Below are 11,980 nucleotides of genomic sequence, written 5' to 3' on the forward strand. Positions count from 1 at the left end.
CTGTTCACCCCTTTATTCCTTCTTTTATATCGTATACTTATCGTCAATCCGTCAATTCCCGGACTTCAATCTCTAGCGTTTGGGCGATGATGTTCAGCATGTCTGGGTCTACTGTACGATTGCCTCGCTCCACAGCACCTAATACAGTCAAAGATATACCAGTACGTTCTGCCAACTCCTGCTGTGTGAACCCTTTTAGCTTCCGAAATGCGCGGAGTCGCTGCGCCAGCTGCATGTTTTCCAAAGCTGTATGCCGTCCTTTCCATCCACAGAATTCAATGCAGTATGCACGATACTGTACAGACCGGACGGATCTTGGTTCGGAACGATGTCAGCCAAAGGAACCAGCACAAAAGCACGCTCCAACATACGAGGGTGAGGAAGCTCCAAATCCGGTGTAGCCAGTTGCGCCGCTCCCATCCATAACAAGTCCAGATCAATGGTTCGTGGACCATTAGGAATATGTCTTACTCTCCCCAGACGACTCTCCACCTCCAGCATATATACCAGAAGCTCCTCTGGAGCAAGTGTTGTAGATACGGCTACCGTCATGTTCAAAAAAGAAGGTTGATCCAGATACCCAACAGGTTCTGTCTCGTACAGGCTGGAGCACCGCAGCACCCGTATACCCGGATGTTCGTCCAGCGCCGTAATGGCTTCATACAGGGTATGCTCGCGCTCCCCCAAATTAGCCCCTAAAGCAATATAAGCCTCTGATCCCTCAGAGGTCGAATGTGCATTCATGTATCGTTCCTACTTTCTTGCGCGATAAAGCTCAACCGTCACGCCTTGAAAATGAATATCAAACGGCGGATGCGGCTTCGTGACTTTGACAGTCAGTGCATTGACACTAGTATAAGTGTCCAGTAGGGAAGATGCAATACGTTCGCCCAAAGCTTCAATCAATTGGTAAGATTCCTTTTCTACAATATCTTTAACGGTGTAATGCACCTCGGCGTAATTAACCGTTTTGTCCAAAGCATCCTGCTCACCCGCTTCACGCAGATCAAGCTCCAGTTCCAAATCAATATAGAAACGCTGCCCCAGCTTGCGCTCCTCTGGAAAAACGCCATGATATCCGTAATACTCCATACGATGCAAAACCATTTTATCCATCGTGGGTAGACCCCCTGTTTTTTATTAGATTTTTCTAAATAGGCTCAACCACCATAACTCAGTGCATTTTTAGACCCGTACACCATCGCATCACACATACGTACGGTGCGCTTAATTTGTGCCACATCATGTACACGCACAATCTGGCACCCTTGAGCAATGCCAAAAGCAACAGTAGCCGCCGTGCCCTCCACCACATCATTCACAGGCAAATCCAGTGCTGTACGAATAAATCTTTTGCGTGACGTAGCCAATAACAGTGGAAAGCCTAGCTGACTCAATGTATCGAGAGAAGTCATGGCATGGATATTTTCATCATAATCCTTGGCAAAACCGATGCCTGGGTCTAAAATGATCTGTTCCTCACGTACCCCCGCATCCAGCGCTAATCGGATACTCTCTTTCAAATCAGACAGCATATCAGAAACCAAATCACTATAATTACGATCATGACGATTATGCATCAAAATGACCGGACAATCGAATTCCGCAGCTACACGTGCCATATCGGGGTCTGCCTTAAACCCCCACACATCATTAATGATATGTGCACCAGCTTCAAGCGCCTGCCTGGCTACTTCGGCTTTGTAAGTATCTATAGATAACGGAATGTGCGGTGCGATACGATGAATGGCCTGGATGACCGGAATGACCCGTGCCAGCTCCTCTTCCACACCTACCGGATCATGACCCGGACGGGTAGACTCCCCACCAATGTCAATGATATCAGCTCCATCTTCCACCAGCTTCAATGCATGTAAAACAGCAATCTCGGGACTATAATGTAATCCTCCATCGGAAAATGAATCCGGGGTCACATTCAGTATACCCATGATCTGTGTGGAATGTCCGAGCGTAAGCTCGGCATCCCCCATTCGGTAACTACGTTGATAAAGGGTCGGTATGTTCACTTGATCCCTGCTTTCTGTCTATAATCGTGCAACAGCAAAGCTGTTATGGACCTGGGTTGCGTCAAGGGAACCGATACATGGTTCGTTGCTCCACCCGGCTCCAACAACAAATCCACGGGCCGTATTTCTTGTATAGAGTTGGTCATAAAAATTTCATCAGCCTGTTTCAGCTCGTCCCAGCGGTACAGCCCCTGCTCACAAGGAATGTCTCGCAGATGCGCCAGCTCTAAAATGAATTCACGCGTAATGCCTGGCAGAATTCCTGTAGACAAGTCAGGGGTATACAGCGTATTATTCCGCACAAAAAACAGATTGCTGACCATTCCCTCCGCCAGAAAACCATTGGCCGTAAGCATCATTCCTTCAGCCTTATAACGGACAGCCTCGGCATACTGCTGAAGTTCCCGCTTTGCAAGAATATTATTCATATAATGGAGCGACTTTAAACGAACCTCACCCTCTGGAGTGTTTCTGCGGGTTCGCAACAATTGAAGCGCCGATGGGGAAATGGATTGCCCGGTTTGTGTATTGGTAGAGGGCAACGGTTTCGCAAACAAAATATGGTTGGGGCGCGTATAGTCCCCCGTCGGCAATCCTAGCACCTCTTCGCCTGCTGATACGGTGTAGCGGATATAGGCTTCATCCAGTCCATTCGCCACCATCAGATGTTGGATGTGTCTCGTAAGCTGCTCCTCATCCGGTTGAAAAGGAATGCCGAGCATTCGGCAACCTTCCTGCAGTCGATGCAGATGCCGATCCAGCAAGAATGGGACACCCTTGTAGGTGCGGAATGTTTCAAACAAGCCCATTCCGTATAAAAAGCCGTGATCACTTACGTGAATCACGGCTTTTGCGGCTTCCGTGAGGACGCCGTTGACTCCGATATATTTCATGAATCAGACGCCTACCTTGCGTTTTAGGAAATTGCGTAATAGTTGATGCCCGTAATCCGTAATAATGGATTCTGGATGGAACTGAACTCCTTCTACGGCAAATTCTTTATGCCGCAAACCCATAATTTCACCTTCCGCGGTTTCTGCGGTAATCTCTAGACACTCAGGCAGACTCTCGCGCTCCACCAGCAATGAGTGATACCGGGTTGCTGTGAACGGAGAAGGCAAGCCTTCAAATACCGATGTATTGTGATGAAGAATCGGTGATGTTTTACCGTGCATGAGTCGTTCAGCCCGGATAACCTTACCGCCAAAAGCCTGTCCGATGGCCTGGTGGCCGAGGCAAACGCCAAAAATCGGAATGCGACCTTTAAAATGGCTGATCACATCCAATGATATCCCTGCCTCATTCGGCGTGCATGGACCCGGCGAGATCAAAATATGCTCTGGTGCCAGCTCTTCTATGCCTTTCACATCAATCTCATCGTTCCGTTTTACGGTTACTTCTTCGCCAAGTTCACCCAAATATTGAACAAGATTGTACGTAAACGAATCATAATTATCAATCACCAAAATCATACGACTCACCCTCCTGTGATACCGCTTCTGCTCAAAGCAGCTTCTTCTTCACCACATTGTACCGCCTTCATGACAGCTCTGGCCTTGTTCCGACATTCCCGATATTCCCTGTACGGGTCTGAATCAATGACGATTCCCGCACCTGTCTGTAAATAGGCAGTGCTGCCTTTAACAGCTAGTGTTCTTATTATAATATTTAATTCCATATTGCCGTTATAGTCAATCCATCCAAGGGACCCTGTATAAGGACCCCGACGAACGGGCTCTAATTCTTCAATAATTTCCATGGTGCGCACCTTGGGTGCCCCGGTAATGGTTCCGCCTGGAAAGGTAGCAGCAATTACATCTATAGCTGTACGACCCTGGGCTAATTTTCCCTCAACCTGAGATACCAGATGCATAACGTGCGAATAGTATTCGACAGTCAGCAGTTCAGGCACATGCACCGATCCGTATTCAGCAATCCGTCCGATATCGTTACGCTCCAGATCGACGAGCATAATATGCTCGGCGCGTTCTTTTTCGCTTGATAGAAGCTCTGCTGCCATAGCGGCATCTTCATCCGGTGTTAGCCCCCTTCTTCTCGTACCTGCAATAGGTCGGGCGCTCACACGTCCATCCTCCAGCTTCACCAACAATTCTGGCGAGCCACTGACGATCCGTAAATCTGGCATACGCAGCATACCCATATAAGGGGAAGGATTCAGCAGACGAAGCCATTCATATATATTTTCAGGGAGGGCTGTAAGGGCACGTTGCTGACGAATCGACAAGTTAACCTGGAATACATCCCCTTGGGCAATGTATTCCTGCACACGTCTTACGGCATGTTCAAAATCTTGTTGGTTGAATGCCGCTGTCCAACCATCAGATTCTTGATGAGCAGCCTCTAGCCCCTCTTCGGCAAGCCTAGCACAACGACGAGGGTACGCAGGATCAATCTCTCCTGCATTTATGATGTTATTCCACTGAATCAGCATACGTTCTGCACGTTGGGCAGCTTCCGCATAATGCTCGCAAAGTATGGGATTTGGCTCATCCCGTTTAACGGGATTGGTCAAATCGGTATCACGGTTGCCTTTATCGGAATGCGCAGGAGCAGGCATATGAACAGCACAATATATGCAGGATTTTTCGTGATCATAAATCCATAGCTCATTCACCCTCATCCATACATAATCAGGTATGCCCGTATCGTCTGCAGCTTGAGATGGCAAACGCTCCAACGAGCGAGCTACATCGTAGCCAAGATAACCCGCAAATCCCCCAGAGAAAAAAGGCATGCCAGGTACACGCGGTGCACGATAAGGAGCGATCCAGTTGTTCATGACTTTCAAAGGTTGACCATGTATATCTCCATGTTTCCCACTTTGCAAATCAGTCCAAACTGCATGTTCTCCCTTGCCTTCCAATATAGCAACCGGATTTAAGGCCAGATAGGTGTACCTCCCACCTTTAGCGCTCTCCAGCAAAAAGGCATATGGCGACGAATCCTCCCAAGCCTTCCGCCACGATGACGGTAGCCCTCCCACAGGTAATGGGTACTCAGCGATATAGGGAAGTATGCTCCAGCCTTCCTCCTGCCAAACCTGCCACTGCGCCTCCGTCACTCTAGCTGTCGATTTCATCCGTGTGTGCTTCCCCTTCCCTACTTTTCAATAAGTCTACATTCTCTCCTTAAAAAGAAACCCCCACCCCCCTGCAACAGGGAAATGAGGGAATCCTTACGTATAGTATACACAATTACGACATAATTACAGCTCGAAATTGTATAGTGGCGTACTCAGGTAACGTTCTCCATTACTTGGAACAATGACAACGATCCGTTTACCCTTGCCCAGTTGCTTAGCAAGTTTCAAAGCCGCATGAACAGCCGCGCCAGATGAAATACCGGACAAAATGCCCTCTTCCTTGGCCACTCTACGTGCTACCTCGAAAGCTTCATCGTTTTCTACATGAATAATTTCATCATAGATATCACGGTTTAAAATTTCAGGAATAAAGTTGGCACCCAGCCCTTGGATCTTGTGGGGTCCTGGCTTACCGCCTGCTAACAGCGGGGAAGAGGCAGGCTCTACAGCCACAACTTTAATATCAGGGAATTCTTTCTTAAGCACTTCTCCGGCACCAGAAATGGTTCCGCCAGTGCCTATTCCCGCTATAAAAGCATCCAGAGTTCCGCCAATGGAACGAATGGCTTCCACAATCTCAGGACCAGTCGTTTCACGGTGAATTTTGATATTAGCTTTGTTCTTGAACTGCTCAGCAGCAAAATAATCCGGATTTTCACTCAGCAATTCTTCCATTTTCTTAACGGACCCATTCATGCCTTCTGATCCTGGTGTTAACACAAGCTCAGCTCCATAAGCACGCAACAAATTACGACGCTCTATGCTCATCGTTTCTGGCATAACGATGACTGCCTTATAGCCCTTCGCAGCAGCTACCATAGCCAAGCCGATTCCTGTATTACCGCTTGTTGCTTCAATAATGGTACCGCCTGGCTTAAGCAGACCTTCACGTTCAGCTTCTTCTACCATGCTAATCGCAATACGATCTTTTACACTGGAGCCTGGGTTCTGATATTCCAGTTTCAAATAGATTTCAGCGCTATCTTCCGGTACGATCCGGTTGAGGCGAACAAGGGGTGTCTCTCCGATAAGTTCGGTAATGTTATTAACAACTTTAGCCATGATAATTCCTCCCTGACTGTAGATGATATATTAAAAATTGCGAAATCATATTGTAGATGATTCTTAGTCAATTACTATAATTTAGTGCCGTTCATTAATTTCCGATAAAAATAGTTGGTTTTATACGCTAATCATAACAATCTTCAATTCCAATGTCAATACGAGTGAATAAGCCGCGATGCTGTCAACCCGCGTTATCAGCATCGGGCTTCCTTCAAACCAATATTCCTTCACTACGTTACAGAGAAGCTTAGGATGCATTCTTTCCAGATAAAATACGCGCTCCATATTTATCACGCAGACCCTTCTCGACCTCTTCCAAAGGAGCGGCTTGTGCAAGCGCAAGAGATCGGCGAATTTGCTGCCGGATCTGCTGCTTATCTGGAGAATTCTTCAACCTTACATCCTGTACATAAATGACAGCATAGCCATCGTTAACAGAGATCGGACCTGCAACATCCCCAGAGCTTAGCTCTCTCGCCGCCTTCATGATCGCCTCCGGTTGCAATGGATCATATTCATCCACCCATCCCAGCTGTCCACTGCTATCTTTGTCGAAAGGCTTACCTGCATGCTCTTGAATCAGCACATCGAAGCTCTCCCCCTGCTTAACCCGATCTAGCAACGCTTCTGCTTCCTCCGCATTATCCACATAAAGAGCTGCCAATTGGATCTGCTTACCGACGGCAAATTCCTCAGGATGCTGCTCCCAATACTCGTCAATCTCCGCTTCCTGAACCTGAATACCCTGAGTAGCTATTTTCTCCAAGCCAATCCGGTATTCCGCTTCATTCCGCAAATCAACCGGACCTAAGCCAAACTGTCGCTGCATTTCATCAAAATAGGCATGATCTGAGTCATACCCTCTACTATCCTGCTCCAGCACCTGCTGTAGATCCTCTTGGGTGATCTTGATACCGAGACGCTTGGTTTCAGCCTGCACGGCTTTACGATTCAACATTTGCAACAGCGTATTGGTTCCATATCGCTTTTTCAGTTCCGCTACCCACTGTTCCTCCGATATGCCTTCCTGACCCATCTCCGCCACAGTATGATCGCCGTCATCCTTGCTTACATCACCCGGCTTTGACAGCCCCCGAAGCATGATAAGACCACCCAAGGCGGCGACGCTAACGGTCAGAATAATGACAGCTGTCCATAATCCTTTTTCCCGTGTAGTCATCGCTTGCACCGCCCATCCGGTTAGGCTTTGGCTTGATCTAACAGATTTTGCAATTCATCTTTATTAAACTGATAAGCCTCATTACAAAAGTGGCATACGACCTCAGCCTGTCCTTCTTCCTCAATTAACTGTTCTAATTCGCTTTCTCCCAAACTGATCAATGTTTTTTCCACGCGCTCACGTGAACACTCACATTGAAAATGAATATCCAATTCATCGAGAATCCGAACGTCCGGCAGCATCCAGCGCAGCATTTCATCAAGTTCCAACCCTTGATCCAGCAAAGCAGTAACGGGTGGAATGGAGCTGACTGCATTTTCGATCGCAGTAATCTCATCATCATTCAAGCCTGGAAGCAACTGAATAATAAATCCACCGGCCACAATAACCGAGTTATCCGTATCTACCAGCACACCCAAGCCCACCGCTGACGGGGTCTGTTCCGATTTGGCAAAATAATAGGTAAAGTCCTCACCCAGTTCACCGGAAATAATCGGAGTACTGCCGCGATACGGTTCTTTTAACCCCAAATCCTTGATGATATGAATGAACCCCTCTGTACCTACGGCACCCGCTACATCCAGTTTGCCCATACTATTGCTCGGCAAATGCACATGCGGTTCAGTAACATAACCTCGCACTTCCCCTACAGCATTGGCATCAACGACGATTTGCCCAATCGGTCCATCACCTTTAACTTGAATGGTCAATCGCTCTTTGCCTTTTAGCATAGAGCCCATAATAGCACCTGCTGTGAGTGTTCGCCCCAAAGCAGCGGTTGCCGTAGGATGAGTATCATGCCTTCTCCGCAATTCCTCTACCAATTGAGTTGTCCGAACAGCAAAAGCTCTAACCCTTCCATCCATGGCTGTGCCACGAATAAGACGATCCTGCTTATTTTCCATATTGATATCCTCCCCTATTCTCCAGGACAGCTATGCTGCTTATTTTCGTTAGTATGGCTCATCATTGAAGCATAATTTCCTATTATATAAACAACCTGCATCGACAGATCACGCGAATTGTTCAAAAACGTAACATATTTCAGTATAGACGAAAAACGCCGCTAATCCAAACCGATAAGATCATCGGTTGGACTCAGCGGCAGCTTATATCCACTTTTTTTATTCAGCGTTACGTTGGTAAATGATGCGTAATCCTTCGAGCGTCAACATCGGCAACACTTTCTGAATGCTCTCTGTCTCTGATGCGATTAGCTCTGCAAGACCTCCGGTAGCAATAACCGTAGGCTCCACCTGCATTTCTTCCTTAATGCGCCTCACAATGCCATCCACTTGCCCAGCATAACCGAAGATAATCCCAGCTTGCATGGCATGAACCGTATTACGACCAATAACCTTTTTGGGTTTCTCCAACTCGATGCGGGGCAGCTTGGAAGCCCGTTGATACAGTGCCTCCGTCGAAATCCCGATCCCCGGCACAATGACACCGCCCAAGTAGTTTCCCTTATCGTCAATACAATCAAACGTCGTCGCTGTTCCAAAGTCCACCACAACCAGCGGCCCGCCGAACCGTTCGACAGCCGCGACAGCGTTCACGATCCGATCCGCACCTACTTCACGAGGATTCTCATAACGCAGGTTAAGACCAGTCTTGATTCCCGGCCCGACGATTAACGGCGTTTTGCCTATGTATTTATCGCACATTTCTTCTAATACACGGACCAATGGCGGAACGACAGAGGAAATAATCACTCCCTGGATGTCATCCTTTAATACGCCACCCATACTAAAAAGATTATGTATGAGTACGCCGTATTCATCTGCGGTTGCCTGTCTGGAGGTACTGATCCGGTAATGGTGCAAAAGCTCCCGCCCTTCGTATATCCCCAGAACAATATTGGTATTACCTACATCCACTACAAGAATCAATGGGTGTCACCTATCTTTCTTTGCGTTAAGGTCAAGGCTGATATCCAGGTTATGAAAAGAGTATGTCAGCCTGCCTACAGAAATCACATCTACGCCACTCTCAGCCATCTCACGCACTGTATCCAGCGATACATTGCCCGAGGCTTCTGTTTTGACATGTGGTGCCCGTTCCCGAATGAACCGAACGGCTTCCTTCATATCTGGGGCAGACATGTTATCCAGCATAATGATATCCGCCCCAGCTTCCAGGGCTTCCTGAACTTGTTTCATGTTTTCCGTCTCTACTTCAATCGTCATCGTATGCGGTATATTAGCGCGCGCTCGACTCACAGCTTGTTCAATCCCACCTGCGCCCTTAATATGGTTATCCTTAATCATAACAGCATCGTACAGGCCAAAACGATGATTCGAGCCACCGCCTACACGAACAGCATACTTCTCCAGCAGTCGATGTCCCGGTGTTGTTTTACGTGTATCCACCAAGCGAGTGGACAGACCATGCAATTGATCTATAAAAGCCCGAGTCCGCGTGGCAATACCAGACATCCGTTGGAGCAGATTTAACGCCAATCGCTCCCCGGTCAGGATTGCATGGGTACTCCCAGTTACTTCTGCCAAAACGCTCCCCTTTTCAATCCACTGTCCATCGACTACCAGCGGAGTGAACGACAAGGAAGGGTCCACTACCTGAAATACAAGGGCAGCCACGGGTAACCCCGCAACCACGCCGCTCTCCTTGGCATGAATGACAGCCTTGGATTGGTGGCCCTGCTCAATCGTCCAGCGCGTGGTCACATCGCCAGAGCCCGTATCTTCTCGCAGCCAGCTGCGAATTTGTGCCGTCAGTTCTTCCTGATATCCACTAAACTCTCCATAAAGCTCGCTGTTAGATGTCATGAACGTACTCCTCCGTTATCCCTTGCTCACGTCGCTGCTGAACATGCTTTCGCCAGACGCTATCATCTGTCTCAGGGAAATCCTCGCGATAATGCGCTCCCCGGCTCTCCTCACGTAGCAGCGCACCATCTGTTACTAATAAAGCACAGGTGAGCAAATTGGCAAATTCGATCTCTTCCCGGCTAGCGATCACAGCCTCAAAAATAGGCATTAGCCCTTGCAACTCATCTAATGCTGCTTGCAGCCCTTCGCCGTGCCGACGAACTCCAGCATAACGAACCATTGCTTCTTGCAGCCTATGCCGCTGCTCCGCGACGGATGAGGCCGGGAGCTCTGTACGGTTATCGCTATAAGATATCAACGTATGGCCGACTAGCGGTGGCAATGAATGCAGTCGCTCAATAATCCTGCTGGCGAATACAATAGCTTCAGATAACGAATTGCTCGCCAGACGATTAGCTCCGTGAACACCTGTAGAAGAGGTTTCCCCGCAGGCGAACAAACGCGCAATGGAGCTTTCCCCGTGTAGATTAGTCTGAACACCACCCATCATATAATGGGCAGCAGGCGCAATGGGGATCCAGTCTGTCGTCATATCCAAACCAAATGACAGACATGTCCGATAAATGGTTGGAAAACGTTGCTTCACCCGCTCAGGCGGCTCGTGTGTAATATCCAGGTATACAAACGCAGCTTGGGTGCGTTCCATCTCATGAATGATAGCACGAGCTACGATATCTCTGGGTGCAAGCTCCTGCCGGGAATCATACTTGTCCATGAAGCGTTCTCCGTGAATATTGCGTAATACGGCTCCTTCTCCCCGTACAGCTTCGGAAATTAGAAACCTTGGAGCGTCCGGATGGCACAACGCCGTAGGATGAAACTGTATGAATTCCATATCCCGTACAATCGCCCCCGCACGATATGCCATAGCGATACCATCCCCGGTTGCAATATCCGGGTTGGTCGTATAACGGTATAATTGCCCGCTACCTCCTGAGCACAAAATCGTTGCATTAGCAGTGATATACGACCTTTCCCCACCTGGCTTTTGGACGAGGGCTCCAATACACTCACCATGCTCCGTCAGCAGATCAATTACCATGCATTCTTCCCACACTTCGATACCGGGATGGGCAGCAACCTGGTCTGATAAGGCACGCACAATTTCATAACCGGTAGCATCTCCATTCGCATGCAAAATACGCCGGTGACTATGCGCTCCTTCCCGTGTCAACGCTAGTTCACCATCCACACGGTCAAAAGCCGTTCCCATACGTATTAACTCTTGAATACCAACTGGACCTTCATGGACAAGCGTACTGACCGCCTCAGATTCACACAGACCTGCTCCAGCAATCAGAGTATCTTCCATATGATAGGCTGGTGTATCCTCGTCCGATGTGACAGCAGCAATGCCGCCTTGAGCATAACGCGTGTTGCTTTCCATCAAAGTCTTCTTGGTAATCAGCAACACTTTCCGATTCTCCGCAGCCTTAATCGCCGTATATAAGCCCGCAATGCCCGAGCCGATAATTAACACGTCGGCCTCCAATCGGGTCAATTCCGCTACATCAAAATCAACTAGATATCTTGGAATCATGCCTTCACCTGATTTCACAGAAGAATAGCGCACACCATAGGTTCTACAGTATGCGCTCACGTATATGTTCAAAATGATAGAGAGTCGATTGCAGCGACTGTTGGCTTTTATACGCTAAGAAGACGACAGCCGTTTATTTAACAATAAATGTACACAACGTTCCGATGTCTGTCAAATCACGTTAGCAATAATCTTCCATTTAAAAAACTCCGG

14 protein-coding genes are annotated in these 11,980 nt (G+C 48.1%); all 14 read right to left on the reverse strand.

Going from position 1 to position 11,980, the window contains the following annotated elements:
- Positions 1–43 precede the first annotated feature (43 nt).
- A complete protein-coding gene (locus ACL9RM_RS22960; RefSeq protein ID WP_235306857.1) occupies positions 44–244 on the reverse strand; it encodes a helix-turn-helix domain-containing protein in 201 nt (66 codons plus the stop codon).
- Positions 196–744, reverse strand: a complete 549-nt coding sequence (gene folK / locus ACL9RM_RS22965) for a 2-amino-4-hydroxy-6-hydroxymethyldihydropteridine diphosphokinase (protein ID WP_250259962.1) — start codon at positions 742–744, stop codon at positions 196–198. The genes ACL9RM_RS22960 and folK overlap by 49 nt, the downstream gene beginning before the upstream one ends.
- Before the next feature lie 9 nt (positions 745–753).
- On the reverse strand, positions 754–1,116 hold the full coding sequence (folB, locus tag ACL9RM_RS22970) for a dihydroneopterin aldolase (protein WP_023986457.1): 363 nt from the start codon (positions 1,114–1,116) through the stop codon (positions 754–756).
- Between the two features lie 44 nt (positions 1,117–1,160).
- On the reverse strand, positions 1,161–2,027 hold the full coding sequence (folP, locus tag ACL9RM_RS22975; protein ID WP_165179767.1) for a dihydropteroate synthase: 867 nt from the start codon (positions 2,025–2,027) through the stop codon (positions 1,161–1,163).
- Positions 2,024–2,920 carry an aminotransferase class IV gene (locus ACL9RM_RS22980; protein WP_250267116.1) on the reverse strand — a complete coding sequence of 299 codons (897 nt, stop codon included), beginning with the start codon at positions 2,918–2,920 and terminating at the stop codon, positions 2,024–2,026. Before ACL9RM_RS22980 ends, folP begins: the two co-directional genes overlap by 4 nt.
- 3 nt (positions 2,921–2,923) lie before the next feature.
- Positions 2,924–3,499 (reverse strand): aminodeoxychorismate/anthranilate synthase component II, encoded by a 576-nt coding sequence (gene pabA, locus ACL9RM_RS22985; RefSeq protein ID WP_013308153.1) that lies wholly within the window; start codon positions 3,497–3,499, stop codon positions 2,924–2,926.
- 5 nt (positions 3,500–3,504) lie between these two features.
- Positions 3,505–5,127 (reverse strand): anthranilate synthase component I family protein, encoded by a 1,623-nt coding sequence (locus tag ACL9RM_RS22990; RefSeq protein ID WP_414126572.1) that lies wholly within the window; start codon positions 5,125–5,127, stop codon positions 3,505–3,507.
- Between the two features lie 126 nt (positions 5,128–5,253).
- The gene (gene cysK, locus ACL9RM_RS22995) at positions 5,254–6,192 is read right to left on the reverse strand and encodes a cysteine synthase A (RefSeq protein WP_061831241.1); all 939 of its coding nucleotides are present in this window, start codon (positions 6,190–6,192) and stop codon (positions 5,254–5,256) included.
- A gap of 120 nt (positions 6,193–6,312) precedes the next feature.
- Positions 6,313–6,480, reverse strand: a complete 168-nt coding sequence (locus ACL9RM_RS23000; protein ID WP_422759400.1) for a hypothetical protein — start codon at positions 6,478–6,480, stop codon at positions 6,313–6,315.
- On the reverse strand, positions 6,443–7,375 hold the full coding sequence (locus ACL9RM_RS23005) for a peptidyl-prolyl cis-trans isomerase (RefSeq protein ID WP_414126573.1): 933 nt from the start codon (positions 7,373–7,375) through the stop codon (positions 6,443–6,445). The genes ACL9RM_RS23000 and ACL9RM_RS23005 overlap by 38 nt, the downstream gene beginning before the upstream one ends.
- Before the next feature lie 20 nt (positions 7,376–7,395).
- Entirely contained in the window at positions 7,396–8,280 is an 885-nt protein-coding gene (gene hslO / locus ACL9RM_RS23010) for an Hsp33 family molecular chaperone HslO (RefSeq protein ID WP_061831243.1), read from the reverse strand.
- A gap of 219 nt (positions 8,281–8,499) precedes the next feature.
- Positions 8,500–9,267: a type III pantothenate kinase gene (locus ACL9RM_RS23015; protein WP_013368697.1), complete on the reverse strand. Its 768-nt coding sequence runs from the start codon at positions 9,265–9,267 to the stop codon at positions 8,500–8,502.
- Positions 9,268–9,273: 6 nt separating this feature from the next.
- Positions 9,274–10,164, reverse strand: a complete 891-nt coding sequence (gene nadC / locus ACL9RM_RS23020; RefSeq protein WP_061831244.1) for a carboxylating nicotinate-nucleotide diphosphorylase — start codon at positions 10,162–10,164, stop codon at positions 9,274–9,276.
- Positions 10,154–11,767, reverse strand: a complete 1,614-nt coding sequence (nadB, locus tag ACL9RM_RS23025) for an L-aspartate oxidase (RefSeq protein WP_414126574.1) — start codon at positions 11,765–11,767, stop codon at positions 10,154–10,156. Before nadB ends, nadC begins: the two co-directional genes overlap by 11 nt.
- Positions 11,768–11,980 lie beyond the last annotated feature (213 nt).

This window comes from Paenibacillus sp. S29 (assembly GCF_049319765.1).
Taxonomy (GTDB): Bacteria; Bacillota; Bacilli; order Paenibacillales; family Paenibacillaceae; genus Paenibacillus; species Paenibacillus polymyxa_B.

Coding starts and splice junctions, on each gene's coding strand:
- ACL9RM_RS23005 (WP_414126573.1), bottom strand. CDS start 7,375: ATGACTACACGGGAAAAAGGATTATGGACAGCTGTCATTATTCTGACC.
- hslO (WP_061831243.1), bottom strand. CDS start 8,280: ATGGAAAATAAGCAGGATCGTCTTATTCGTGGCACAGCCATGGATGGA.
- cysK (WP_061831241.1), bottom strand. CDS start 6,192: ATGGCTAAAGTTGTTAATAACATTACCGAACTTATCGGAGAGACACCC.
- pabA (WP_013308153.1), bottom strand. CDS start 3,499: ATGATTTTGGTGATTGATAATTATGATTCGTTTACGTACAATCTTGTT.
- nadC (WP_061831244.1), bottom strand. CDS start 10,164: ATGACATCTAACAGCGAGCTTTATGGAGAGTTTAGTGGATATCAGGAA.
- folB (WP_023986457.1), bottom strand. CDS start 1,116: ATGGATAAAATGGTTTTGCATCGTATGGAGTATTACGGATATCATGGC.
- ACL9RM_RS22990 (WP_414126572.1), bottom strand. CDS start 5,127: ATGAAATCGACAGCTAGAGTGACGGAGGCGCAGTGGCAGGTTTGGCAG.
- nadB (WP_414126574.1), bottom strand. CDS start 11,767: ATGATTCCAAGATATCTAGTTGATTTTGATGTAGCGGAATTGACCCGA.
- ACL9RM_RS23000 (WP_422759400.1), bottom strand. CDS start 6,480: ATGGAGCGCGTATTTTATCTGGAAAGAATGCATCCTAAGCTTCTCTGT.
- folK (WP_250259962.1), bottom strand. CDS start 744: ATGAATGCACATTCGACCTCTGAGGGATCAGAGGCTTATATTGCTTTA.
- ACL9RM_RS22980 (WP_250267116.1), bottom strand. CDS start 2,920: ATGAAATATATCGGAGTCAACGGCGTCCTCACGGAAGCCGCAAAAGCC.